The organism is Nonomuraea mangrovi, from assembly GCF_042681425.1.
GTDB lineage: Bacteria > Actinomycetota > Actinomycetes > Streptosporangiales > Streptosporangiaceae > Nonomuraea > Nonomuraea mangrovi.
The window spans coordinates 60,961-83,910 of sequence record NZ_JBHUFV010000061.1 but is presented as its reverse complement, the minus strand read 5'-3'; the positions used below and the strand labels follow the sequence as shown (position 1 = coordinate 83,910).

Below are 22,950 nucleotides of genomic sequence, written 5' to 3'. Positions count from 1 at the left end.
GTGCCTACCCCGCCGGTGGCGGCATTGTCATGTTTCGCCGCTCCTTGGGCCAGGAGGCGCGCCGCCCGCCGCGGCGGACGACGAGCCCTTCAGCCCGGCCGCGGCGGACGACGAGCCCTTCGGCCCGGCCTGTTCGGCGCTTCCCGGGCCGGGCGCGGGCGCATGCCCGCGTAGCGGCCCCGGCCTGGCTCAGCCGTACGTGAGCAGGAAGTGGCTCTCGAAGTCGCCGCCGCCGGCGGCCGCGACCGCCCAGAGGCCGCTCGATCCGGGGATCCTGGTGATCGACGTCCTCGTCACCGTCTGGTGGTCGTACGCGCGCTGCTCCCGCAGGGGCAGCTCGGGTCCGTAGGAGGCGGTCAGCCTGTCCCCGGCGTACCGCAGGAACATGATCCGCCTGCCGTGCGCGAAGTCGACGCCGCTGGCCCAGACGGTGCCTGCGGCGTCGCTGGTCAGGCCGGTCAGCCGTCCCCTGGCCACGGGGACGGCCACCTGACGCCATGACCTGCCGTCGTAATGGAGCGCGATCGGCCTGGAGGCGAGGAAGTCCTTGTGGTCATAGGAGGCCTTGCCCGCGTACCCGACGGCCCAGACGTCCCCGCCGGCGACCTGCCACACGCGTGTCAGGTGCCCGTCAGGGATCGAGGGGGCGGGGGTGAGCTTCCACGTCCTGCCGCCGTCGGTGCCGCGGACGATCAGCGGCTGGGTCCCGGTCGAGCCGACGGCCCAGATCTCGCCCGTCCCCGCGCGCGACGTCACGGCCTCGAGCTTGCCCGGCAGGGAGTGCGCCCGGTAGAAGCCCTTGTCCCGGTTCCAGCCCAGGACCACGCCGCTGCCCTTGACGGTGCCCACGAGCCACGGCCTGCCGCCCGAGACGGCGACGTCCGCCAGCCTGCTCTCCGCTCCTGAGCCGAGCGGCTTGTAGCCGGTCCACCGCGGGCCGGTCCAGTGGCCGGCCCAGGGGGCGGTGCCGTTGCCCACCGCCCACACGTCGGTCGGTGAGGCCGCGCTGACGCCCTCGACGTGCTCGAGGTCGGCCCCGGGCGGGTTGGCCTTGCTCCAGCGCGAGCCGTTCCACCGGATGATCGCGGCGCAGCCTTCCCTGTCCTCGGCGCTGCAGGCGTAGCCGGCGGCCCACGCGTCGCGCGGGCCCGACGCGGCCACGTCCAGCAGGGCCGTCGCGCTCTCGCCGATGTCGACGCCCTTGACGATCCGCCACGCGGGTGCGGCGGCCTGCGCAGGCTGGCCGGCCAGCGTGACGGCGACGGCGGTCCCGACGCCCAGTAACAGTCGAAGCATGATCATTCCTTTCGGTGCGGTCTAGGCGACGGCGGTGAGGATCGCGTCGAAGGTCGGGGTGAGCCAGGTGGCGGTGGACGTGGCGGCCTCCTGCGCGGACACGTCGCTCTTCGCGGCGGACCCGGGCGTCGACCCGCAGCCCGCCGGGAACGCTCCCGCGAGCGAGAGGAGGACTGCGCCGCGTGTCGCGGACGGCAGGGCCGACAGGACTGTCATCGGGGCTCCTCCAGGTGTCTGACCCAGTGATAGAGCCGGCCGCTTGCAAGCCGCTTTCCGGCACGCCTGTCCCTGCCGGCGGCGCGGCTGAGGCGGGCCGTGACCGCTCCAGCGGGGATCGCTACCGGTACAGCCAGCGGCGCAGCACCCGGCTCAGCAGCGGCATGAGGGCGTAGGTCAGCAGCGGCGACAGCATCGCGGGCAGCGTCATGGCGCGCAGCGGCAACGGCAGAGGGAGGCTCGCGATCCTGCCCGCCAGCAGCCACTGGAACAGCAGCACGCACGGGTAGACGGCCACGAACGAGGTCAACGCCGTCTTCCACCGCGACGGCGGCGCCACCGTGCAGTGCGGCAGGCTGAACCACGATTCCATCCCCGTCGTGGACACCCTCGGCTCCGCCTCGGTGGCGATGCCATCCAGCCTGTCCACCCAGGTCGCCCTCTCATCGGAGTTCAGCCAGCGCTTCAGGCTCGTGACGTCGGTGAACCGCAGGATCGCGAAGTACCGGCCCTCCTTCTCTCCTGGCCGCAGCCAGGTCACCCCCAGATGGCCGGAGAACTTCATGGCGGCGGCGTTGACGTCGTACAGCCAGCGCTCGAACGCCTCCCGCCTGCCTGGCGCGACGTCCCAGGTGAAGAGCAGCGTGACCGGTTCCTCTTCCATCCCACCACCCGACCGCAATCGAGGGCTCTCTTCAACCACCGTCCCCCTGCCGGCCTGCGCGGCCGCACCCGCCTCAGGATGCCGGAAACTCCTCGGGAAGGCCGCAGCGGCGGCGGCGCCGGCCGCCGCGGGGTGGCGAAGACGCGTTCGGTGAAGAACCGGCGGATGTCGTCGCGGCCGGCGAACCACGCGGGCAGCGGCGGCATGGTGAACCTGGCGTCGCCGGCGAGCCATGCGGGCAGCGGCGGCGTGGTGAACCTGGCGTCGCCGGCGAGCAGGGCCACGATGGCGCGCGATCCGCTCCCGCGAGGGCCTGCCGGCACCGGCCGCCCGTCAGGTCGTGGCGACAGGGGCGTCGTCGGACGCCCTCCACAGCCCCGCGGTCATCCAGGCGATGCCGACCGCGGCGGCGGCCAGACCGGCCAGGTACACCGGCAGCGGCACCGCGCTCCTGAGCGAGCCGGGGACCATCCCGGCCATGTAGAGGACGACCGCCACGACGGGGAGCGAGCCCGACCGCAGCGCCGCGAGGCCGAAGGTGAGAACGCCCGCCAGCAGGATGACCGAGGTGACGAGGAAGGCCCGCCCCGTCCCTCCGGCCAGCAACTCGCCGGTCGCCGACCGCCCGAGGTAGGGGAAGACGAAGTGCAGGCTGTACTCGATGGCGAACGCGCCGGCGAGCCCGGCCGCGTTGAGCAGGAAGCCGGCCAGGCCGAGCCCACCCGCCCGGTGGCGGATCAGCAGGTAGAGACCCGTGACCGCCAGCAGCCCTGCCAGCGGCGCGAGCGGCGCGATGGAGTGCGTGAAGGCGGTCTCGGGCAGTAACCCGCCACGGCGGGCGACGTTGACCAGCAGCAGGACGGCGCAGCCCAGCCCCGCCACCGCGCTGGCGCGATACAGAGATGATCTCATTCTGGTACTCCTCGACGTGTGGGGACGACCGTTATGATCGCCGCCGCACGACCGGGCGGACAGCTTCCGCGGCAGGACGTAAGCACCCCGAAAGGATTCACGTCACGCCCGGGCAGGGAGGGCGCCGCGCCGCCGCGCTCCGGTGGGCAGGCCGTCATGCCGCCGAGGGCGCGACCTTCTCGCGGAAGGCGCGCAGGGCGGCGGCGCCCACCGCCTTGTCCTGCTCGCCGTTGCCGCCGCTCACCCCCACCGCGCCCACCACCTGTCCCTCGTGGACGATCGGGAACCCGCCCACGAAGATCGCGAACTTGCCCGGATGCATGTGGCCGATCCCGAAGGCCTCGTTGCCCGGCAGCGCGGGGCCGTCCGGCGGTTCGTTGAAGCGGTGCGTGTCCCGCCGGTGCCCGGCGGCGGTGAACGCCTTCGCCATCGCTATCTCGACGCCGGTGAGCCGGGCTCCGGTCATCCGGTGCAGCGCGATCGGATGGGCGCCGTCGTCGGCGATGCAAATGGTCTGTTCGACGCCGATCCTGTGCGCCTCCTCCTCGGCGGCGGACAGCATGACGAGGGCGTCCTCAAGGGTCAGCCGAAAGACGCGGTGCACTTTTCCTCCGTCGTTTTCCTGAGAATAGGCATGCAAAAGAAGGACGCCGCGCCGGAGAAATCGGCTATTGCCCACCTGGCGCGGGAAATCCAGACTGATGAACAACTCCTCCCGCTGGGGACGGGACCTTCACACACCGTCAGTCTCGGAGGGAGCCTGACCCCGGGCAACAGACAATCCGCCGAACCAGCGGGACAGGATTTGGGCACATGGCACATCCACACCTGACCATCGACGGCACCGACGGAATCGACGGCAACGGACACGTCCCGATCAGGACGCTCCTGGCGGAGCCCCTGTTACGCGGGCGGGTCATCGGCGGAGAGGCGGGGCTGGGCCGTACCGCGTCCTGGTGCCTGCCGCTGTCGGAGGTCGGCCATCACGCCATCTCCGGGGCCACACCCAGGGCCGGCTCCGGCGCCGCCTCCGGGGAGGGGCCGCCCCGTGACCTCTCAGGCGTCGCCGTGCATCTGCCGCTCGCCACGCTGACAGGGGAGAGCGGCGAGGGCCTGGTGGCGGAGCTCGCGGGTCGCGGCGCGGCGGCGCTGCTGGCCTGGTCCCCGCCTGACGGCCCAGCGGCCCAGGAAGGGCCCGCCGGACGGCTCGCCGACCCCGCGGGCCTGGCGGCCGCGACCCGCGCGGCGGACGCGGCGGGCATCCTGCTGCTCATCCTGCCCGCGGAGGCCGACTACCGCGCGGTGAGCCGGCTCGTGGGGCAGAAGGCGCTCGCCCAGACGAGCCACGTCCTGGAGTACAGCACCCGGGTGCACCGCGCGCTGGCCGAGGTGCTCGCGCGCGGATCGGGGATCCCCGCCATGGCGCGCGCCATCACGGGCCTGTCGCGCTGCCCCGTCATGGCGATGGACGCCGACGGGGAGACGCTGGCCTGCGCGGGTTTCGACGGCACCGGCTGCGACCCCGAGGAGATCGGCGGCCTGCTGGCCGAGCGCCTTCCCGACCTGCGCGACCGGTACGGCACGGCGGCGGGCCTGATCGAGCTCGACCTGCGAAGGGAGGGGCCGGCCCACGCCACCCACGTGCTGATCGCGCCGATCGTCGTCGGCGGCGAGCTGTACGGCAGGCTGGTCCTGATCGAGCCGTCCTGGCCGTCCGACGAGCACGATCTCGCCCAGCACCGGGTCATCGCCGAGCACGGCGCGACGCTGACCGGGTCGGAGATGCTGCGCCAGCGCTCGGTGAGGGCGGCGGAGGAACGCGCGCGGGGCGACTTCGTGGAGGCGCTCGCGCACGGGCGCTTCGCCGACCCGCACGAGCTGGAGGCGCGAGCCCGCCACCACGGGTTCGACACCGCCGGACGGTTCGCCGTGTTCGCCGCGACGGCGGGCGCGCTACTGCCGGCCGGCCGCAGGGACGAGCGGCGGGCCGCGGCCGTGACGCGGATCGCCCAGGCCGTCGAGCCCTCGGCGGACAGGTGGACCATGGCCGCCGCCGTCGGCACGTTCATCGTGGTGATCCGCCAGGTGGCGGCGGCGGGCGCGGCGGCCGACCCGCTCGCCGAGCAGCGCGCCGTCGCGCAGTTCGCCCAGCATCTCCACCGGAGCCTGCGCGCCCACCTGGGCGACGACCTCAGGGTCACCTCGGGCCGCCCCGGCAGGGGCGCGGCGGGCGTGGCGGCGAGCTACTACGAGGCGAGGGTCGCGATGGGCCTGGCGCGCCACACCGACGCCTCGCCCGTCTGCGGTTACGACGACCTGCGCGTCTACGCCGCGCTCAAGGAGGTGGCGGCCAGCGCGGAGGGAAGGGCCTTCGCGCGCGAGATCCTGGAGTCGCTGCGGCGGGTGCACAGCCAGAGCGGAGACCTGGAGCAGGTGGTCATCGCCTACATCAGGTCGGCGGGCAATCTGAACGCCGCGGCCCGGACGCTGAAGCTGCACCGCAACACGATGCTCTACAAGCTCGACCGGGCCTCACGGGCGCTCAGGATGGACATCAGGTCGGCCGACACCCAGTTCATGGTCTGGCTCGCCCACCACATCGACACTCTCGCCGCGGTCACCGGTGCCCTGTCCGACGAGCTGTCCCCGCCCGCCGACGACGTCCTCGTACCGTGATGCCCCTGCCGCCGGGCCGTCCTGAAGCAGGGGCCCCGGCGGCAGGGGGCGACGGCAGGGGGCGCGACGGCGGCGCCGCGGGCTCAGCCCGTCGCCTCCCGCCTGCCGTGGTCGAGCCGCCGCCGCCTCGGGCCGTCCGCCGTCGCCGCCTCCGGAGGGAGCAGGACGAGGATCTCGCCGCCCTCCTCCCTGGCCGGGTACACGTGGATCGGCCTGGTCGCGGGAGGTGTGACAGGCTCGCCCGACTCGTAGTCGAAGACGCTGCCGTGACAGGAGCACAGCAGACCGTCCTCCGTGGCGTGGCCGGACGACAGCAGGCAGTCGAGATGGGTGCAGTAGTTGGACATGGCGTGGACCCGGCCGGCCCAGCGGGCCACCGCGATCTCCACCCCGTCCAGGAAGAACCGCCGTACGACGCCCTCGGGCACCTGGCCCGACCTGGCCACGCGCCGGTAGTCCATGGCTCTCTCCTCACAGCAGATCGGTCAGGTCGGTGTCCTCGTCGCGCAGCGCCGCAGGGTCGGGCTCGGCGCGTGCCGCGATGAGCTGCCGCGCCGCCGCCACCTCGCCGCCCCTGTCGATCCCGAAGGCGGCCCGGAGCACGCCCTTGTCCAGGTAGAAGGCGACGAAGTCGAAGCCCTCCACGTCACCGCGCACGACGATCTCGTCCCCGTCGCTCGCGTGACCGGTGTACTGCAGATTCCTGCCGAACTGGTCGGACCAGAACCAGTGCGGCGTGCTGTACGGGCTGCGCTGCCCGAGGATGCTCCTGGCGGCCGCCATGCCGTGGAGGCTGGCGTGGTCGAAGTGCTCGACCCTGATCCCGCGGCCGGTCGGCGGATGGTGGTGGCGGGCCACGTCCCCTGCGGCGTAGACGCCCTCGACGCTCGTACGGCAGTACTCGTCGACCAGCACGCCGTCGTCTACCTCGACGCCTGAGCCCTGGAGCGGCTCGACGTTGGGCACTGTCCCGACGCCCACCACGACCACGTCACCCTCGACGGCCCGGCCCGAGGCGGTCAGCACCACGGCCGCCCGGCCCGTCTCGGCGTACCCGCGCACGGCCTCGCCGGTGCGCAGGTCGACGCCGCAGGCGCGCTGCAGGGCCGCCAGCACCCCGCCCATCCGCTCGCCGAGGACGTGCGCCAGCGGGCGCTCCGCGCGCTCGATCACGGTCACGTCCGCGCCCCGCGCCAGGGCGGTCGAGGCCACCTCTGAGCCGATGAAGCCGGCACCGACGACCACCACCCTGGCGCCTGGCCGCAGATCCTCCCTGAGCCGGTCCGCGTCCGCCATGGTCCGCAGGTACCTGACCCGCTCGCCCTCGAATCCCGGCAGACGGCGCGGCCTGCCACCGGTGGCGACCAGCAGCGCCCCCGCGCGCAGCACGGAACCGTCGGCCAGCTCCACCGCCCGTTCGGCCGCGCGCACGGCCACCACCCGGACGCCGAGGCGGAGCTCGACGCCGTTGTCGGCGCACCAGCGCTCGGGAAGCAGGCACAGCCCCTCGGAGGTCTCCTCACCCGCCAGGTACTCCTTCGACAGCGGCGGCCGCTGGTACGGCGGGGCGTGCTCCTCGCCGATGAGGAGCACGCCGCCGTCGAACCCGCGGCGGCGCAGCGTGCGCGCGGCGACCGCGGCCGTCTGGCCCGCGCCCACCACGATGACCGATCCGATCACCGGTTCTCCTCCATCGCCGGCGTCCGCGGACGCGGATCCACGTAGACCGTGCCGTCCTCGACCCGCACCTCGTAGGTGGGCTGGCACTCGTCCTGCCCGTCGGCCCGCCCGGTGCGCGGGTCGAAGGCCCACTGGTGACCGGGGCAGATCACTCGGCCGTGCAGGATCGTGCCCTTGGTGAGCGATCGCTGCTTGTGCACGCACACGTCGCGCAGGGCGTAGACGGTGCCGTCCACCAGGAACAGCCCGATCCGCTCGCCGCCGACGGTCACGAGCTTGCGCCTGCGCCGCGTGAGATCGGGCAGCGTCCCCACCTCGACCCACTGGTTCGACGTCATCACGTCGCGGCGAGGTCCGGCTTGACGTAGTGGCTGTAGAGCGCGTCGGTGTAGGAGAAGCGCATCTCGGCGCCCCACCGGCACAGCAGCAGGCAGCGCTGCTGCAACTCGGGGGTGTCGGCGTGGTCGAGGACGATCTGGTAGCCCCGCTCGCCGTGCACCTCGTCCGAGGTGATGTGCAGGTCGAAGAACTCGATCTCGTCCTCGGTGAACCCGTACACCTCCCGCAGCGGGACGATCTGCTTGCGGTAGATGCTCGGCACCTGCGACTCCAGGCCGATGACGAGCGCGGCCGTGGCGACGACGAAGTGCTCGCGCATGGCCACGGCGTAGCACCACGACTGCAGGCCGCGCGTGACCGGGTTCATGTTGGCCGGGTCCTCGATGCGCCCCCTGGTCGTCCCGCACGCCTCGGCGAACCGGATCAGCAGGTCGGTGTGGCGGATGTCGGCCAGCTCCTCCTCGTACATGTTCTGCAGGAGGAAGTCCTTGGCGCCGGTGAACCGGTCGGGGGTGTTGGCGTAGACGTAGGCCAGGTAGTCGGCGAACGGCCCGACGTAGTGGTAGTGGTTCTCCGCCCAGCGGGCGAAGTGCTCACGCTTGAGCAGGCCCTCGGCCCACGCCCGGCTGAACGGCGCGTCCTTCGCCTTCCGGCCCTTGATCGAGTCCTTCAGCGCCTGGCGGAATTCGTCGCGCGACAGCAGTTCCGGCATTTTACCGCTCCCTTCTCCTGAGGTCAGGCTAGGAAATTCCGATTTCTTTTCGTACGGTTATCCGGCACAGCGGCGAACGGAATTCGTGTGCACTCTGCACCGTCAGTCGAGTGGCGAAAGATAAACGCTCTTCTCGCGGAGATAGAAAAGCATCGCGGTCGGCCCCGCCTGCTCCTTGAATGTCTGGGAGCTCGACTCGCCGAGCCCTCCGAAGGGCACGTTCATCGCCGTTCCCGTGGTCGGCTGATTGACCTTCACGAGGCCGGACGGGCTGCGCCGGGCGAAGGCCAGCGCCTTGCCGAGATCGCGCGTGACGATGCCGGAGGCGAGGCCGTACTCGGTGGCGGCGGCCAGTTCCAGCGCCTCCTCGAAATCGGCGGCGCACTGGAACCCCAGCACGGGGCCGAAGATCTCCTCGCGGGCGAGCCGCATCTCCGGGCAGACCCCCGCGAAGACGGCCGGCGCGACGAACAGGCCGCGCTCCCGCCCGCCGCCGGTGAGCCGGTGCCCGCCAGTCATCAGGTCGGCCCCCTCCTCCTGGCCGACGCGCACGTGGTCGAGCACCTTGCGGAGCTGGAAGTCCGCGGCCAGCGGGCCCATGTCGACGCCCGGCCGCATGCCGTCTCCGACGGCCAGCTTCCCCGCGAGCTCCACCACGCGGTCGAGGAGCGGGTCGTGCACCTGGCGCAGGGCGATCACGCGGCTGGTGCCGGTGCAGGCCTGGCCGCTGAGGCCGAAGGCGCCCTTGACGATGATCCGGGCCGCGCGGTCGAGGTCGGCGTCCTGCAGTACCACCACCGGGTTCTTGCCGCCCATCTCGAGTTGCGCCCGCCGGGACGGACCCACCAGGGCGTGCACCGCCCGCCCCGCGGTGGTGGAGCCGGTGAAGGTCACCGCGGCCACGCGCGGGTCGGCCGCCGCTGCGGCGCCGGCGGCGGCGCCGCCGTGCAGCAGCGCGACGGCCCTGGACGGCAGCCCCGCCGCGAGAAGCGCCTCGACCAGGCGCTGCGCCATGAGCGGGGTGACCGGTGAGGGCTTGAACAGGACGGCGTTGCCCGCCGCGAGCGCGGGCCCGATCTTGCGCGACGGGATGGTGAGCGGGAAGTTCCACGGTGTGATGGCGCCGACCACCCCGACGGGCTCGCGCCAGGTGTACACCAGGCCGCCGTCGTCGGCGGGATAGGAGGCGCCCGCGACGCGATGCGCCTCGCCCGCGTAGAAGCGCAGGTTGAGTGAGGTCCGGGTGGTCTCGGCCGTCGCCTCGGCGAGCGTCTTGCCCTCCTCGCGCACCAGCTCGGCGGCCAGCTCGGCGCGCCGCTCTTCCAGGAGGCCTGCCGCCCTCCCCAGCACCTCCGCCCGCCGGTCGGCGGAGGCCGCGGCCCACTCGGCGGCGCCCTCGGCGAAGGCGGGCAGCGCGGCCTCGACGTCCGCCATCGACGACTCGGGGAACTCCCCGACCAGGTCGTCGTCGTCGGCCGGGTTCCTGCGCGAGAAGACCTTCCCCGAGTGGGCGGCCGTCCACTGTCCGGCCACCAGGTTGAGCCCGGATGTGCTCGTCACGTCGCTTCCTCCTCCGTGTCACGGGCCGCCACCAGCCGACGCCTGCGGGTCGCCTGCCTCCCATGTCCGCCTCCGCCGCCGCTCCACCGGCTGGGCCGACGCCCGGGGCTCCTGACGCCTCCACGTCCACCTTCTCCGCCGCTCCTGACGCCTCCACGTCCATCTCCACCTCCGCTCCACCGGCGGGGGCTCAGACACCGAGCGCCACCCCGTCCTGCCGCGGGTCGGCGGCGCCGAACAGGACGCCCGACGCGTGGTCGGCGGTCACGACGAGCGCGCTGCCGCCCGCCCCCCACGGCCCTGTAACGCGCACGTCGAACCCCAGCTCCCCGAGTCGGGCCAGCACCCGATCGCCCAGGCGGGACTCGCAGCGCAGCTCGCAGGGCCTGCCGAGGGTGTCGGCGTCGCTGCCGGGGAAGAGCGTGAAGCGCGGCGCCGACACCGCCTCCACGGGGTCGGCACCATGGTCGAGCACGTGGGACAGCAGCTGCGCGTTCCACTGGACCTGGCCGTCGCCGCCGGGCGTGTTGCCCACGTGGCGCAGGCGGCCCGCCGCGTCGGTGACCATCCACGCGTTCAGCGTGTGCAGCGGCCTGCGGCGCGGAGCCACCTCGTTCGGGTGCCCGTCCAGCAGGTACGCCCCGCGGCCCAGCCGGTTGTTGAGCACGACGCCGGTGCCGGGGACGGTGATCCGCGCGCCGAACGTGAAGGCGAGGGAGTGGATGAGGCTGACCGCCATGCCGCTCGCGTCGACCGCGACCACCGAGGTGGTGTCGCCCCCGCCGGGCACCGGCGATCGTGCCACGACAGGGGGCCGTCCCGTGCTCAGCGCCGCCCTGCGCGCGGCGAGGGATGCGGGGGTGAGCAGCTCGCGCCAGCCGTCACCGTCGGATCCGCAGGAGGCGAGCCGGTCGGCGAAGGCCGTCGCGGCCGCGCCGGCCGCCCAGCCGATCGCCTGCGCGCCGAGCCACGGCAGGCGGGCGAGCACGCCGTCGCACAGTGCGGCCTGCTGGAGGACCATCCAGCCTGGCGTCGGCAGGGGCGTCTGGTGGACGGTGAACCCTCCGTAACGCCCGTCGATGGACGGGCCGGTCAGGGCCTGCCCGCACGCGGCCCACTCCTCGCCGGAGAAGGGGGCGCCCGCCGACGACAGCGCCGCCACGGCGCGCTCGGCCGGCTCGCCGGTGTAGAAACCGGCCGGGTCGGCGGCGAGGCGGCGCAGGGTCGCGGCCAGCTCGGGCTGGATGATCGGCCGGCCGGCACGCGGCGGCCTCCCGCCCGGCAGGAACACCGCCGCCGTCCCCGGGTCGCGGGCGAGAGCTCCCTGGTGCTCGGCGATGTCGGCACTGGTCCTGGCCGTGCACGGCAGCCCCCGCTCGGCCGCCTCGACGGCGGGCGCCCACAGCTCCTCGAGGTCGCGCGTGGCCGCCGCCGCGTGCAGGGCGGCGAGCGCCGCCACCGCGCCCGGCACGGCGACGGCGAGCGGCCCTTCCAGCGGCAGCGCGGCCAGCCCGCGCTCGCGGTAGAAGCAGGGCAGGCCGCCGTCGGGGCCGAAGCCGCTACCGCCGTAGGAGACCACCTCGCCGTCAGGGCGGCGCAGCAGCGCGAAGGCGTCGCCACCGACGCCGCACTGCCCGGGCAGGGCAGGCCAGCACATCGCGGCCATCGCCAGGGCGGCGTCGGCGGCGTTGCCGCCGCGTTCCAGCACCCGCGCACCCGCGAGGCCCACCGCCGGGTGGCTCGCCGCCACCATGCCGGCGCCCACCGCCGGGCCACGGGGCGGGATGCTCCATTCCTGCAGGAAACCGCACACGGCAGACAGTGTCGGTGGGGGAGTTCCGTCCCTGATATGGACCAAGTGCAGGGGATACGCAGGGAAACTTGGGCGCAGTGCACATGCGTCTTCCCTGCCGGCCCATCAGCCGGAGCGGGACGCACGCTGGCACGCTGCACAAACGACCTGGTGCTTAATGTGCAGTTTTCTCATTGCCCGCCCCCGGGAGACCGAGCACATTCTGTGCATCTACTCGCTGCCTGGTGCGCACGCCGTACCGAAAGAGAGGTGTCATGGAACTCGGTGCCGCTCACTGGATGTACCTGGCCGGGATTGTCGTGATCATCGCTGTGATGATCATGCGGAAGAACATCGTGATCCCCGCTGTCGCGGCGACGTTCTTGACCGCCTGGGCCTTCACCGGGAACCTCATCACCGGACTTCAGTCGATTTTCGGGGCCAGCCTCACCGCCGCGGCGGAACTGTTCAACATCTTCCTCATCATCGCCCTGGTGACGGCGCTCCTCGGATCGCTCAGGGCGCTGGGCGCGGACCAGCGGATGATCGAGCCCTTCCGGGCGATCATGCGCAACGGCCACGCCTCGTACTGGGTCATCGCCGGCGTCACCTACGTCATCAGCCTGTTCTTCTGGCCGACGCCTGCCGTACCGCTGATCGGCGCGATCCTGCTGCCGGTGGCGATCAGGGCCGGGCTGCCGCCGCTGGGCGCGGCCCTCGCGATCGCCATCGCGGGCCAGGGGATGGCCCTGTCGAGCGACTACGTCATGCAGGTCGCCCCCGGCCTGTCCGCCAAGGCGGCCGGGACGTCGGCAGGGCTGGTGGCCGACCGGGCGCTGGTCCTGTCGCTGATCGTCGGCGTGATCGCGCTGGTCCTCGCGTACGTGACGACCCGCAGGACGATCACGGCGCCGAGCCTGGACAGCCTGCTGGCCTGGGAGGGCGGGTCCGCCACGCCGACGGCCATCGCCGGTGGGTCCGTCGCGGGAGCCGCCGCCGTCGCCCCTGCCGTGGCCCCCGCGGTCGCGACCGTCGCGGTGGCGGACCAGATCGCGGCCGACAGGGGGGCAGAACCGCCGGGCTCCCCTGGGCCCCCGAGCCCGGCCGGGGCCTCGGACGTGCCCGGTCCGGCCGCGTCCCACGGAGCCGGCGAGGCTGCCGGGCCGGTGAGCGAGGCGGCCGGCGGCACGGGCCTCCCGGGTCTCGCCCGGCGGGCCAAGGCCTTCGCCGTCGTCGTCCCCCTCACCTTCGCCGGGTTGGTGGCGTACATGCTCCTGGGAAAGTTCACCGACCTGATCCCCGAGACGATCGGCGGTCAGGCGGCCGCCCTGGTCGGCGGGGTCGCCGCGGTGCTGCTCCTGCTCGCCACCGTCGTCACCGACGGCAGGCGCAGCCTGGAGACCTGTGCGACCCATGTCGTCGACGGCCTGGTCTTCGCGGTCAAGGCCATGGGCGTCGTACTGCCCATCGCCGGGTTCTTCTTCATCGGCAGCGACACCTTCGCCGGCAAGATCATGGGGCTCGAGGAGGGCGCCAAGGCGCCGAACTTCCTGTTCGACCTCGTCAACGCGGCGCAGTCGGGCATCCCGCACAACTCGTTCGTCATCGCGTTCGCCATTCTCGTCATCGGCGTGATCACCGGGCTCGACGGCTCGGGTTTCGCCGGGCTTCCCCTGACCGGCTCGCTGTCAGGAGCGCTCGGGCCGACCACGGGGATGGACCCGGCGACGCTCGCGGCCATCGGCCAGATGGGCTGCGTCTGGTCGGGCGGCGGCGTGCTCATCGCCTGGTCCTCGCTCATGGCGGTCGCGGGGTTCGCTCGCGTCCCGGTGCTCGACCTGGCGCGCAAGGCGTTCGTCCCCGTCGTCGTCGGCCTGGTGGCCGCGACGCTCGCCGGGGTGATCATCTTCTAGGCCGGGCGCTCTCCCACGGCGGGAGAGCGCCCCTTCATGCCGTACGGCGGCCGCCCGCGGCGCGCACCGACTGCCGGATGCCGCCCTCGTCCGGCGCGACCCCGCCGCCTCCTGGAGAGGATCCTCCGCGGCGGCCGCGAAGACGCGGGTCAGGTTCGGTCGGGGTGCGGCGGGGCGGCCTGGCCCTGCTTGCGGAAGGAGGTGTAGACATCGATCAACACCTGGCGTTGCTGCTCGGTGATGGCCGGGTCGGCCCGGAGGGCGGCGAGCACGTCACTGTGCGAGTGCCGGCTGTCGGGAAGACGGGTCCGCACGTGCAGGACCCGGGCCGGGCGGTGCAGGCTCGCGGCCACGAAGCGAAAGAGCTCCGTGCTCGGCGTGCGCAGAACCCGCACCGCCTGGTGCAGGTTGCGGCCGCAAACTTGCGTCAGGGTGGCGAGGACCTCCGCCCGGCCGCGCGTGTGGCAGGTCACTTGCGGGCTCTGGCCGAGGCCGGACGCCGGAAGGAGACGACACCGAAGATCAGCAGCGTCGTGGCGGCGGCGAGTGACAGGGTCACGATGACTGCTTTGGGCATGGCAAGGCTCCAATGGTGACAGATTGTAGTCAGGCGTTACTGGGTGCAATGTTTCCTTGTGGAGCACGTCGAAACCGTAGGTATCGCCTAGGTCGTCCCAGGGAACGTCAATGGAGCCGCCGCGCGGGCGAACCGGCATGCGGATCCCGGCCGGGTGCGCCGAACGCGCCACCGCGGGCCTGCCCGCCACCTCCGGCAATCCACTGACGCGGACCGCCGCCGCATCCGGTCGGCAGGGCCAGAAGGTGGTGGCCGCGGAGGGACGCCTGGCGCGAGCGGGCGCTGACGACCGCCGGATCCCTGCACGGCGGGGATCGAGATGAACCTGCCGCGCACTGCTACAGTCCACGTCCTGAAATGTCGGAAGAAGGGAGGCGTTGAGATGTTCGGCTACTCCGACGACCTGCTCGCCGAGATCACCCGCTTCCTCGCGGGGACCGGCGCGCAGCGGATCGGCGCCGACACCGACGTCACCGACGTCCCGATGGCCATGGGCTTCGAACGGCTCGGCTACCGGAACTTCTCGATCAGGCTCGTGCTGTCGGCCGCGTCCTGACTCACCCCGCATCCGGTGTGGCGCCCCGCCGATGAGCGGAGTGCCCGTTCCCGGCGCACTCTTCACTGTCGATGTGCGCGTTGTCGGCGGTCCGGCCGGCCGAGGGGGCATGGGGATGGTGCCCGGCATACAGGTGCGGCGCCCGCGCGCCGGCCGTACGGAGTGGTGGACGCCGACTGCGGTGGCGCCTGAGACGGGACCCGGGTACTCGATGAGTCTTTACCTGGCCGGTGTGTGTGCGAAGAGCCGGAGGGCATGACGCTCAGGGGTGCCCAAGGAGGGTCGGCAGCTCCGGATGGACGAGTTCTTCCGCGACGCGCAGGCCGCCTGGGGCGGTCACGACCTGGACGCCCGTTACGTCGGCGCCGAATTGCGTCTCTGATGCGAATCGCGGAGGGAGGCCGGTGATGGCCGGTGTGTTGACTCCATTGAAGAGCGCAGTGAAGTCATCCGTGGAACGGGTGAAGGCGCGCCCCCAGCCGGCCAGGCGACCGGCCAGGCCCCGCGTCGTGGTCGTGGGCGCGGGCTTCGCCGGGCTGAACGCGGCCCGCGAGCTCGCCCGCGGTGGCGCGCTCGTCGCCCTTGTCGACCCCCGCCCGTACACCACCTTCCAGCCGCTGCTCTACCAGGTCGCCACGGCAGGCATCAACTCCGGGGACGTGGCATACCCGCTGCGCGCCTTCGCCGGTAAGTACCCCCGCGTGCGCGTCCGTGTGGCCAGGCTGAGCAGCCTGCACCTCGACGACAAACGGGTGAAACTCGCCGACGGCACCGCCCTCGACTACGACTACCTCGTGCTCGCCACCGGCGTCACCACCAACTGGCTCGGCATCGCAGGCGCGCAGGAGCACGCCATGCCGCTGTACTCCGTCCGCGACGCGGTCACCCTGCGAGGTCGGATGCAGCGCTGCCTGGAGGAGACCGCCGAGGGCAAGCGCCCCAGCACCCACGTCGTCATCGTGGGCGGCGGACCCACCGGCGTCGAGACGGCCGGGGTCCTGGCCGAGCTGTGCCGCCGTACCATCCCGCTCACCCACCCGGAGATCAAGCCCGAGCAGACCAGCATCACCCTGGTCGAGCGGTTCGACTACGTGCTCGCGCCGTACAAGCCGCGCCTGCGCGACGCCGCCGCCGACGCGCTGCGCAAGCGCGGCGTCGACCTCAGGCTCGGCAGCACTGTCACCGCGGTCGAACCGGACGCCGTCGTCCTCGACGACGGCACCCGCCTGCGCAGCGATGTCACCATCTGGGCGCCGGGCGTCACCGCGCCAGCGGAGGTCGCCGACTGCGGACTGCCGCAGGGCACGGGCGGCAGGGTCGTCGTCACCGACGCTCTCAATCTGGCGGACCACCCGGAGGTGTTCGTCGCCGGCGACCTCGCGCTGCCTCCCCAGCCGCTGCCGCAGGTCGCCCAGCCGGCCATCCAGATGGGCAGGCATGTGGGCCGGCAGATCCTCGCCGCCGCGCAGGACCGCCCCGTCCAGCCGTTCTCCTACCGCGACCCCGGCATCATGGCGATCGTCGGTCGCGCGGACGCGGTGCTACAGCTGCGCAACGGCACGACCATGCACGGCCTGCTCCCCTGGCTGGCGTGGATCTTCGTGCACATCGCGTACCTGCTGGGCGGACGGAACCGGATCACCGTGCTCAACGACTTCTTCTGGCGTTACCTGGGGCCACGCCACAGCGCGGCCTCGGTCGCCGAGTGACCCATGAGGATGATGCCGGCCACCGGACGCTCCGACGGCGCGGAACCGGATTCTCGCGGCTCTCCCGCCCCGCGACACGGGGCGATCATCAGGACAGGAGGGTGCCCACCCGCTTGACCGTACGAATCACGGGCGCGGTCTCCAGCTCGCGCACGCCGTCGAGCGGCGCGACCCTCTCGGTGAGGTAGCGGTAGAGGTCCTGAGTGTCGCGGCAGGTCACCCCGGCCATGAGGTTGGTCGGGCCGGTGGTGGCCGCCACCACATCGGCCTCGGGGTGAGCGGCCAGCGCGGTGCCGACCGAGACCAGGGCCGACGGTTCCACCTTCATCCACAGCCATGCCTCGGCGTGGTAGCCGAGGGACTGTGAAGGGATCTCGACGTCGAACCTGAGGGCGCCGCTGGATCGAGACACCGTACGCGGGGCCTTCGGCTCGCTGGAGACGGTGCCGATCCACGAGGACGACATCGCGGCGGTGGCCGTACACGCCTTGACCGGGGCCGGGCATGCCGGACGCCGCTACACCCTCACCGGGCCCGAGGCGCTGACCCAGGCCGAGCAGGTGCGGGTGATCGGCGAGGCGATCGGCCGCACGCTGCGGTGGCAGGAACTGTCGCCGGCGGAGGAACGCGCCCGGCTGCTGGCCGACCCCGGCTTCCCCGATGGCTTCGTCGAGGAGTTGCTCGCCGGCTACGCCACGATGGCAGCGGCCCCGCCTCCGGCCCCCACCTCCACAGTCGAGGAGATCACCGGGGCACCCGCCACGCCGCTGTCGGCGTGGGCCGACGAGCGCGCCGCGGACTTCGGCGGGCTGTCGCGATGAGAGTGATCGTCATCGGGGCCGGCCTCGGCGGGCCGGCCCTGGCCAACGGCCTGGGCAGGGCCGGGATCGACGTGGCCGTCCACGAGCGAGACCCCTCCCGCGACCTCCGGCGGCAGGGCTACCGCCGCGCCACACCCTCCTGGCCGAGGCGACCGGGACGATCAGTAGCGGATGGTGAGCCTTCGGCGGCCGTCAGCCAGGACATGGCCCGCTCGATCACCCAGCGATGCCGGCCTGATCGCTGGCTCGACTCCGTTACGTGCGATTCGGACGGCTACCTGCCGGACACAGGCCCGATGGACCCGTGCGGGTAGTCAGGACAGGTCCCAGGAGCGCACGCTGCCGTCCGCACCGGCGGAGACGACGATCGACCCGCCCTTCACCGTCACCACCGAGACGCCGTTGACTTCGCCCGTGTGACCTTTGAACGGTGGCACGAGCGGCTGCATGGTCAGCGGGTCCCACACGGCCACCGTGCCGTTCTCGTGCCCTGTCACCAGCACCGTCCTGGACTTCACCCGCGCGAGCGCCATTGTGGTGGTCCTGAGGGCGAGCGCCTTGCCGTACGGCTTGCCGGTGGCTACATCCCACAGGCGGACGTAGCCGTACTCGGGCGCGTAGCGGCCCCTGGCGAACAGGATGGTCCTGTCGCCGACCTGGCCGATGGCCATGGCGTCTATCTCGGTCGCGCTCGTGATCGGCCGGCCGTACCGCTCACCGGTGGCCTGGTTCGACAGCTGGATCCGCCTGCCTGAAGCGGTGGCCGTCAGGCCGCGGCCGACGGCCACGGCGTCGACCTGCTCGCTCTCCTCCCATGTCCTGCGTCCGCCCTTCCCGGACAGATCCCAGATCATGGCCTCGCCTTCCTGCCTGATGGCGGCCACGACGGGACCGTCCGCCGACATGCGGGCCCTGGCGTAGACCCGGAACGGGGCCTGGTCGACTTTCCTGCCCGTGGCGAGGTCTCGGACGATCACCCCGTCGATGTCGGCGATGACCGCCACGGGCTTCCCGCCGCGCGTGGTCACCACCATGGGCGCGTGCTCGACGCAGGCGCAGTCGATCGCCGCGCCGAGCTGCCGGTGGCGGGTGAGGTCCCAGACGCGGACAGTGTCGTCGTCGCCCGCGGTGACGGCGACGGGCTTTCCATGCAGCAGGGTGGCGCCGATCGACCTGATCGGGCCGCCGTAGGCGCCGATCGGCGGGCCGAGCTGCTTGCCCGTGCGCAGGTCCCAGATCGACACCGTCCCGCTGAGATCGCCGATGGCCAGGACCCGCTTCCTGCCGAGGCGGCCGACAGCTGCGACGTGGTCGAGCAGGTCGTCGCTGTCCCACCCGTGACCGACAGCCTTGCCGGTGGCCGCGTCGACGATCTGGAGCGTGCCATGCGCGCCGACGAGCAGAACCGTCTTCCCGTCGAGCTCGTCCACCCTGACCGACGTCGAGTCTCCATCCTTGGCCTGCACGGTGACAGCGCCGGTGGCGAGGTCCCACCGCTCGATCCCGCCGTCAGCCCCGGTGATGACCACCACACCCTGGACGACGCCGAGGCCGTGGATGTACTCGATCGATGCCGTCCGGGCGGTGGCCAGGGGTTTGCCCGTCGTCAGGTCCCAGGCGCGGAGGACGCCATCCTCCTCCCCGGTGACCGCGACGGTCGTGTCACCGGATCGCCCGATCGCACCGGCCTGGAGCCTGCCCGACCCCTTCAACGGATCGCCGAGCGGCTGTCCGGTTGCCAGATTCCAGCGCTGGACCTCGCCGCCGCTGTTCTCCGTGAGAGCGACCTGCGTGCCGGCCACCGAGCCGACGGCCAGCAGCCTTGGGAGCAAGGCCTCGGTGTCCATGGGCGGGGTCAGCGCGCGGCGCGCGCCGAGGTCCCAGACGCGGAGGGTGTCACCGTTCGTCACTGCGACGTCCTTGTTGTCCCTGCGCATGATCATCACGTCGTACAAGTTGCCCTGCCCGGTGGGGAGCGGCTCGCCGACGAGCTCGTGCGTGGCGAGGTCCCAGATGCGCAGGAGGCCGTCGCCGCCGCCGGTGACGACCACGGGCCTGCCGTTCACCGTGCCGATGTCGAGGCCCGAGGCTGCGTCGGCGTGGCCGTACATCGTGGGCCCGAGCTGACGGCCGGGCGCTGGAGGCGGGAGTCGGTCGATCGCGGCGGGAGGGGACGGAGATGCGGCCGGTTCGGGGGGAGCGGAGGTGCAGGCGGTGGTGGTCAGCAGGGCAAGTGCGACACATAACACCTTGATCGACGCCATCCGGATCCTTCCCCAAAGTCGGACCTATCTTGGGGCCTGAACCCAGGTCCCCGCCAGGGTGATGATCTCTCCCGGGTGGCTGCTGTGGGCGCCGTGCCAGTACACCTTCCCGGTCGATCGGATCGTTCACGGGCGGATCGCCGGTGAGCGCAGCCGCTCCACAGAGGGGCAGGCCGGCCGCGATGGCATCGTCGACCGCAATCCGGCCAAGGTGCGCGGATGGCAGCAGGAGTTCAAGCGCCGAGGATGAACTGGACGATCCTCGCGCCTTGTACCTGCCGGACAGGGTGGCTCTTGAACGGCTCGCCGATGCGCTCATGGAGACGCTCCACGAACAACTATCGGGGAGGGGAGAGGTTGTGATCTTCGCCGCCGGCACGGTGGCACGTATCGGCGAGGTATTCGGCGTCCGGGTCTGCGATATCGATGCCCCGGACGGGGACCTGGACCGTCCGTGCCCTCCGGTGCCGAAACCCCAGTCTCCGTGATATCCGGCACGCACCCCGCGACCTGTAACGATCGATCTACTTTGGGGCTGGGGACGCCTTCGGGAGGAGGACGCCCTACCGATCCGTAGCGATCTACTACGCTCTGCGAGGTCCGTCGTATCCGTGCTGTGGGAACGGCCAGTTGCGGAGGCCGCCTTCACTCAGCCAGTCGGCGAGGGCTGGTGTGGAGCGAGCCGGCTCCCGCCGGGGAAGGTTGGGGCACGGGTACGACGCCTGACCCCGGGCTGGCCTACCCCGAGCACCGGAGAAGCTCTCGGGATAGACCGCCCTCGGCAAGCCCCCCGCTTCCGCGGGGCTGTCCGCTGGAGGTACCGGGCAGTGCGCACCTCACCAGCCATCCTGACTCGAGCCCGCCGAAATCGCCGCACGACACACGGGGGCGAGCCCGGCACCGCGCGCCAGGCCGCCCCGAGGGCCGGACTCACGCCCCCGCAGCCTGCCCGGACAACCCGGTGACCAGCAACGCCGCAGCCACACAACCGGCGACCGCCCAGTCGATGACACCAGCACGAACACCGGATCGAACACCGAACCGTCCTGAACCCATGCGCGCACCCTAGCCGTACGCCCGCGCGAGCGACTCCTGCGCGGGGACGATCGGCCGGCTACCGCACCCGCAGTACCTCCGCCGCTCCTGCCGCGTCCGCGGCAGCAGGCTGCCGCATCGGCGGCATCACACATTGCCCTCATACGCGGGACGACCCGCGGTGGGTCCAGCGGACATGCTCAGACGACATCCAGTCGTAGGAAGGAAGGAGCACCACATGTCCGTGCGTCACCTGCTTGCCGCCGCCGTAAGCGTCCCGCTCGCAATCGCCGGGCTTGCCACACCGGCGGCCGCGCACGTCTTGACCCAGCCGGACCCTGTCAGTGCCTACAGCATGACCGCCGGGCGTCTGTGGTCCGCGGTGGCCGCGCTGCTCGGGCTGGCCGGCGTGGTCATCGGCGGGCTGGCTCTGGCACGCGCCGCCGGTCGCATCGGCACCGGCTCCGGGAGAAGGGGGGCCGTCGTGGCCCTGGCTGCGGGGCTGGCCGGCATGGTCATCGGCGGGCTGGTCGTGGCCTCCGCCGACGGAGGTCCCGGCACCGGCTACGGGATAGTCGGAGGCTTCGTGGCCCTCGTGGTGGGGCTGATCGCCGTGGTTCTCGGTGGGCTGGCTCTGGCCCGCTCCCGCCACGCCACCGCGCCCCCGAACCAGCTGATCACCGCACAGGCGAGCACGCCCGGGGAACGGGGTTAATGCTGGTGAGCGGACAGCCGTCGGCGCTGAGACCGATCTTTATCGCGGCGTGAGAGGTCCGCTCTCGGTCGTGAAGGTACGTATCTAGGCGCGAGTCGTCTACGCGGAACTGCGTAGATGCTGCCATCTGCTGTCGGAGGCCGCGACTGCCTCGACGGCGCGTTGATCGATTCCGTGAAACCCCTCCCAGGCGCTCGCGCTCGTCACCGGTACCTCGGCCGGCACAGGCCGAGTCACCGCGCTGCGCACGCTGCCGACGCCTATCATCCGACCGAAAGGATGCTCAATGTCCGTCCTGTTTGTGCTTGCCGCACAAGCGGCCTCGCCAGTCTGTACGACGTCGGCAGAATGCGCGGGCCAGGGTGTCGATACTTTCCTCGGGACCCCTGAGCGAATCTGGGCCAGTGTGGCCGCACTGGTGGCGCTGGGCAGCGTGGTCATCGGCTGGCTGGCGCTGCGCTCCGTCCGTCGTATCGGCAACGGCGGAAGGAGGGGAGCCATCGTGGCTGTGGTGGCGGGGCTGATCGGCGGGCTCAACGGCGCGGTGAAACTGGCTGTCGCCGACGGTGGTCTAGGCACCGGCAACGGAGTATTCGGGGCGGCCTTGGCCCTGGTGCTTGGGCTGGTCGGCGCGGTCCTCGGCGGACTGGCTCTGGCCCGCTCCCGCCGCACCGAGCTGAGCGGCTGACCGCAGCGAATACAAGCGCGCGATCGAGGCCCTGATGACCGAACACACCTCGATCATCGCACGGCGGCCGCTTCCCGTGATCTTGTACGTATGTACCTACAGGCAGACCGCTCTACATCAACAAGTGCGGCTGCCCTACTAGTCCAACACCTACGCCAAGGCCGCGGTCAACGTCTGCCGAAAGGTGAACGCCGCGGCCGCAGCAGCAGGAGGCTGACGTGTTACACGTGATCGGCGCGGGATTCCCGCGTACCGGAACCAGATCGGTGAAGGCCGCGCTGGAAAGGCTGGGATTCGGTCCCTGCTACCACATGGCCGAAATCGGGAGCAATCCCGACCACGTCGACCGGTGGCTGCCCGCCGCCTCCGGCCTGCCGCTGGACTGGGACAGCGTGCTCGACGGCTACCGATCCACCCAGGACTGGCCGGCCAGTTTCTTCTGGCGCGAGCAGGTGGAGGTCTACCCGGACGCGAAGGTCGTCCTGACCGTCCGCGATCCGCATCGCTGGTATGTCAGCATGCAGGCTCTGATCGCCACCCGCCGGGACGTACCGCCGGATCTGCCTGAAACGGGGGCCGCGGTACTCAGGACGATGGAGAGGCTCCGCCCGGTTCTCGATCTCATCGGAGAGCGCGACCGGTGGTGGCAGGTGGCAGTGGCGCAGCGTGCTCACTGCGGGACGGCGTGGTGCGCCGACTGGTCGAACTCGGCAATGATGTGCACGTGAGTAGTCCTGTCATCGCCGCTGGACGACGACACTCGTTGGGGCTGTGCGCCGACGGCACCGTGGTTGCGACCGGCACGGGGACATCTGGTGAGTGTCG

The 22,950-nt window shown here is 72.0% G+C and carries 24 protein-coding genes and 2 pseudogenes; 11 read left to right on the top strand and 15 right to left on the bottom strand.

Annotated features, from left to right (window positions below; translation table 11 throughout):
• Positions 1–189 precede the first annotated feature (189 nt).
• The 5 genes from ACFSKW_RS39260 to ACFSKW_RS39240 all read right to left on the bottom strand — a co-directional run bounded on the left by ACFSKW_RS39260 (position 190) and on the right by ACFSKW_RS39240 (position 3,797).
• Positions 190–1,296, bottom strand: coding sequence for a hypothetical protein (locus ACFSKW_RS39260; RefSeq protein ID WP_379578787.1), 1,107 nt, complete (start codon positions 1,294–1,296; stop codon positions 190–192).
• A 21-nt stretch (positions 1,297–1,317) separates the two neighbouring features.
• Complete coding sequence (locus ACFSKW_RS39255) at positions 1,318–1,512, bottom strand: hypothetical protein (protein WP_379578785.1); 195 nt, start codon at positions 1,510–1,512, stop codon at positions 1,318–1,320.
• A gap of 121 nt (positions 1,513–1,633) precedes the next feature.
• The gene (locus ACFSKW_RS39250) at positions 1,634–2,176 is read right to left on the bottom strand and encodes an antibiotic biosynthesis monooxygenase (protein ID WP_379578783.1); all 543 of its coding nucleotides are present in this window, start codon (positions 2,174–2,176) and stop codon (positions 1,634–1,636) included.
• A 333-nt stretch (positions 2,177–2,509) separates the two neighbouring features.
• A complete protein-coding gene (locus ACFSKW_RS39245; protein ID WP_379578781.1) occupies positions 2,510–3,088 on the bottom strand; it encodes a hypothetical protein in 579 nt (192 codons plus the stop codon).
• A 154-nt stretch (positions 3,089–3,242) separates the two neighbouring features.
• Positions 3,243–3,797, bottom strand: coding sequence for a GlcG/HbpS family heme-binding protein (locus tag ACFSKW_RS39240; protein ID WP_379578779.1), 555 nt, complete (start codon positions 3,795–3,797; stop codon positions 3,243–3,245).
• Between the two features lie 104 nt (positions 3,798–3,901).
• On the opposite strand from ACFSKW_RS39240, the gene ACFSKW_RS39235 reads away from it, so the two are divergent.
• On the top strand, positions 3,902–5,764 hold the full coding sequence (locus tag ACFSKW_RS39235) for a helix-turn-helix domain-containing protein (protein WP_379578777.1): 1,863 nt from the start codon (positions 3,902–3,904) through the stop codon (positions 5,762–5,764).
• 83 nt (positions 5,765–5,847) lie between these two features.
• Here ACFSKW_RS39235 and ACFSKW_RS39230 read toward each other — a convergent pair whose 3' ends face one another.
• The 6 genes from ACFSKW_RS39230 to ACFSKW_RS39205 all read right to left on the bottom strand — a co-directional run bounded on the left by ACFSKW_RS39230 (position 5,848) and on the right by ACFSKW_RS39205 (position 11,868).
• Positions 5,848–6,225, bottom strand: coding sequence for a Rieske (2Fe-2S) protein (locus tag ACFSKW_RS39230; RefSeq protein ID WP_379578775.1), 378 nt, complete (start codon positions 6,223–6,225; stop codon positions 5,848–5,850).
• Between the two features lie 10 nt (positions 6,226–6,235).
• A complete protein-coding gene (locus ACFSKW_RS39225; protein WP_379578773.1) occupies positions 6,236–7,444 on the bottom strand; it encodes an NAD(P)/FAD-dependent oxidoreductase in 1,209 nt (402 codons plus the stop codon).
• Complete coding sequence (locus ACFSKW_RS39220) at positions 7,441–7,782, bottom strand: Rieske (2Fe-2S) protein (RefSeq protein ID WP_379578772.1); 342 nt, start codon at positions 7,780–7,782, stop codon at positions 7,441–7,443. Before ACFSKW_RS39220 ends, ACFSKW_RS39225 begins: the two co-directional genes overlap by 4 nt.
• On the bottom strand, positions 7,782–8,495 hold the full coding sequence (locus ACFSKW_RS39215; RefSeq protein ID WP_379578770.1) for a TenA family transcriptional regulator: 714 nt from the start codon (positions 8,493–8,495) through the stop codon (positions 7,782–7,784). The genes ACFSKW_RS39220 and ACFSKW_RS39215 overlap by 1 nt, the downstream gene beginning before the upstream one ends.
• A 102-nt stretch (positions 8,496–8,597) precedes the next feature.
• A complete protein-coding gene (locus ACFSKW_RS39210) occupies positions 8,598–10,055 on the bottom strand; it encodes an aldehyde dehydrogenase family protein (protein WP_379578768.1) in 1,458 nt (485 codons plus the stop codon).
• 190 nt (positions 10,056–10,245) lie between these two features.
• On the bottom strand, positions 10,246–11,868 hold the full coding sequence (locus tag ACFSKW_RS39205) for a gamma-glutamyltransferase (protein WP_379578766.1): 1,623 nt from the start codon (positions 11,866–11,868) through the stop codon (positions 10,246–10,248).
• Between the two features lie 254 nt (positions 11,869–12,122).
• Between ACFSKW_RS39205 and ACFSKW_RS39200 the strand changes: the two genes are divergently transcribed.
• Positions 12,123–13,760, top strand: coding sequence for a hypothetical protein (locus tag ACFSKW_RS39200; protein ID WP_379578764.1), 1,638 nt, complete (start codon positions 12,123–12,125; stop codon positions 13,758–13,760).
• Between the two features lie 149 nt (positions 13,761–13,909).
• Here the strand turns inward: ACFSKW_RS39200 and ACFSKW_RS39195 are convergent, their stop codons facing one another.
• The gene (locus ACFSKW_RS39195) at positions 13,910–14,233 is read right to left on the bottom strand and encodes a hypothetical protein (RefSeq protein ID WP_379578762.1); all 324 of its coding nucleotides are present in this window, start codon (positions 14,231–14,233) and stop codon (positions 13,910–13,912) included.
• Between the two features lie 486 nt (positions 14,234–14,719).
• Between ACFSKW_RS39195 and ACFSKW_RS39190 the strand changes: the two genes are divergently transcribed.
• On the top strand, positions 14,720–14,893 hold the full coding sequence (locus tag ACFSKW_RS39190; RefSeq protein ID WP_379578760.1) for a hypothetical protein: 174 nt from the start codon (positions 14,720–14,722) through the stop codon (positions 14,891–14,893).
• A 440-nt stretch (positions 14,894–15,333) separates the two neighbouring features.
• Positions 15,334–16,602 (top strand): NAD(P)/FAD-dependent oxidoreductase, encoded by a 1,269-nt coding sequence (locus tag ACFSKW_RS39185; protein ID WP_379578758.1) that lies wholly within the window; start codon positions 15,334–15,336, stop codon positions 16,600–16,602.
• Positions 16,603–16,690: 88 nt separating this feature from the next.
• Here the strand turns inward: ACFSKW_RS39185 and ACFSKW_RS39180 are convergent, their stop codons facing one another.
• Entirely contained in the window at positions 16,691–17,014 is a 324-nt protein-coding gene (locus ACFSKW_RS39180) for an Lrp/AsnC family transcriptional regulator (protein WP_379578756.1), read from the bottom strand.
• A gap of 31 nt (positions 17,015–17,045) precedes the next feature.
• Between ACFSKW_RS39180 and ACFSKW_RS39175 the strand changes: the two genes are divergently transcribed.
• Positions 17,046–17,423, top strand: a complete 378-nt coding sequence (locus ACFSKW_RS39175; RefSeq protein ID WP_379578754.1) for a Rossmann-fold NAD(P)-binding domain-containing protein — start codon at positions 17,046–17,048, stop codon at positions 17,421–17,423.
• Between the two features lie 164 nt (positions 17,424–17,587).
• On the opposite strand, the pseudogene ACFSKW_RS39170 reads toward ACFSKW_RS39175, so the two are convergent.
• Positions 17,588–17,676 (bottom strand): annotated as a pseudogene (locus ACFSKW_RS39170) (IS5/IS1182 family transposase); the annotation flags it as partial.
• 61 nt (positions 17,677–17,737) lie between these two features.
• Positions 17,738–19,534, bottom strand: coding sequence for a WD40 repeat domain-containing protein (locus ACFSKW_RS39165; protein ID WP_379578752.1), 1,797 nt, complete (start codon positions 19,532–19,534; stop codon positions 17,738–17,740).
• A 214-nt stretch (positions 19,535–19,748) separates the two neighbouring features.
• Here ACFSKW_RS39165 and ACFSKW_RS39160 point away from each other — a divergent pair, with 214 nt between their 5' ends.
• The 6 genes and pseudogenes from ACFSKW_RS39160 to ACFSKW_RS39135 all read left to right on the top strand — a co-directional run.
• The gene (locus tag ACFSKW_RS39160; protein WP_379578750.1) at positions 19,749–19,937 is read left to right on the top strand and encodes a hypothetical protein; all 189 of its coding nucleotides are present in this window, start codon (positions 19,749–19,751) and stop codon (positions 19,935–19,937) included.
• Between the two features lie 19 nt (positions 19,938–19,956).
• Positions 19,957–20,175: a hypothetical protein gene (locus ACFSKW_RS39155; RefSeq protein ID WP_379578748.1), complete on the top strand. Its 219-nt coding sequence runs from the start codon at positions 19,957–19,959 to the stop codon at positions 20,173–20,175.
• A 785-nt stretch (positions 20,176–20,960) separates the two neighbouring features.
• Positions 20,961–21,437 carry a DUF6223 family protein gene (locus tag ACFSKW_RS39150; RefSeq protein ID WP_379578746.1) on the top strand — a complete coding sequence of 159 codons (477 nt, stop codon included), beginning with the start codon at positions 20,961–20,963 and terminating at the stop codon, positions 21,435–21,437.
• A gap of 286 nt (positions 21,438–21,723) precedes the next feature.
• Positions 21,724–22,125 (top strand): DUF6223 family protein, encoded by a 402-nt coding sequence (locus ACFSKW_RS39145; RefSeq protein ID WP_379578744.1) that lies wholly within the window; start codon positions 21,724–21,726, stop codon positions 22,123–22,125.
• Positions 22,126–22,391: 266 nt separating this feature from the next.
• Positions 22,392–22,853, top strand: coding sequence for a sulfotransferase family protein (locus ACFSKW_RS39140; protein WP_379578742.1), 462 nt, complete (start codon positions 22,392–22,394; stop codon positions 22,851–22,853).
• A pseudogene (locus ACFSKW_RS39135) lies at positions 22,811–22,930 on the top strand (RCC1-like domain-containing protein); the annotation flags it as partial. The gene ACFSKW_RS39140 and the pseudogene ACFSKW_RS39135, both read left to right, overlap by 43 nt.
• Positions 22,931–22,950 lie beyond the last annotated feature (20 nt).

What these genes read in the sequence shown, in the direction of transcription:
- ACFSKW_RS39260 (WP_379578787.1), bottom strand. Translation starts at nt 1,296, where the DNA reads ATGCTTCGACTGTTACTGGGCGTCGGGACCGCCGTCGCCGTCACGCTG.
- ACFSKW_RS39255 (WP_379578785.1), bottom strand. Translation starts at nt 1,512, where the DNA reads ATGACAGTCCTGTCGGCCCTGCCGTCCGCGACACGCGGCGCAGTCCTC.
- ACFSKW_RS39250 (WP_379578783.1), bottom strand. Translation starts at nt 2,176, where the DNA reads ATGGAAGAGGAACCGGTCACGCTGCTCTTCACCTGGGACGTCGCGCCA.
- ACFSKW_RS39245 (WP_379578781.1), bottom strand. Translation starts at nt 3,088, where the DNA reads ATGAGATCATCTCTGTATCGCGCCAGCGCGGTGGCGGGGCTGGGCTGC.
- ACFSKW_RS39235 (WP_379578777.1), top strand. Translation starts at nt 3,902, where the DNA reads ATGGCACATCCACACCTGACCATCGACGGCACCGACGGAATCGACGGC.
- ACFSKW_RS39230 (WP_379578775.1), bottom strand. Translation starts at nt 6,225, where the DNA reads ATGGACTACCGGCGCGTGGCCAGGTCGGGCCAGGTGCCCGAGGGCGTC.
- ACFSKW_RS39220 (WP_379578772.1), bottom strand. Translation starts at nt 7,782, where the DNA reads ATGACGTCGAACCAGTGGGTCGAGGTGGGGACGCTGCCCGATCTCACG.
- ACFSKW_RS39215 (WP_379578770.1), bottom strand. Translation starts at nt 8,495, where the DNA reads ATGCCGGAACTGCTGTCGCGCGACGAATTCCGCCAGGCGCTGAAGGAC.
- ACFSKW_RS39200 (WP_379578764.1), top strand. Translation starts at nt 12,123, where the DNA reads ATGGAACTCGGTGCCGCTCACTGGATGTACCTGGCCGGGATTGTCGTG.
- ACFSKW_RS39190 (WP_379578760.1), top strand. Translation starts at nt 14,720, where the DNA reads ATGTTCGGCTACTCCGACGACCTGCTCGCCGAGATCACCCGCTTCCTC.
- ACFSKW_RS39165 (WP_379578752.1), bottom strand. Translation starts at nt 19,534, where the DNA reads ATGTACGGCCACGCCGACGCAGCCTCGGGCCTCGACATCGGCACGGTG.
- ACFSKW_RS39160 (WP_379578750.1), top strand. Translation starts at nt 19,749, where the DNA reads ATGATCTCTCCCGGGTGGCTGCTGTGGGCGCCGTGCCAGTACACCTTC.
- ACFSKW_RS39150 (WP_379578746.1), top strand. Translation starts at nt 20,961, where the DNA reads ATGTCCGTGCGTCACCTGCTTGCCGCCGCCGTAAGCGTCCCGCTCGCA.
- ACFSKW_RS39145 (WP_379578744.1), top strand. Translation starts at nt 21,724, where the DNA reads ATGTCCGTCCTGTTTGTGCTTGCCGCACAAGCGGCCTCGCCAGTCTGT.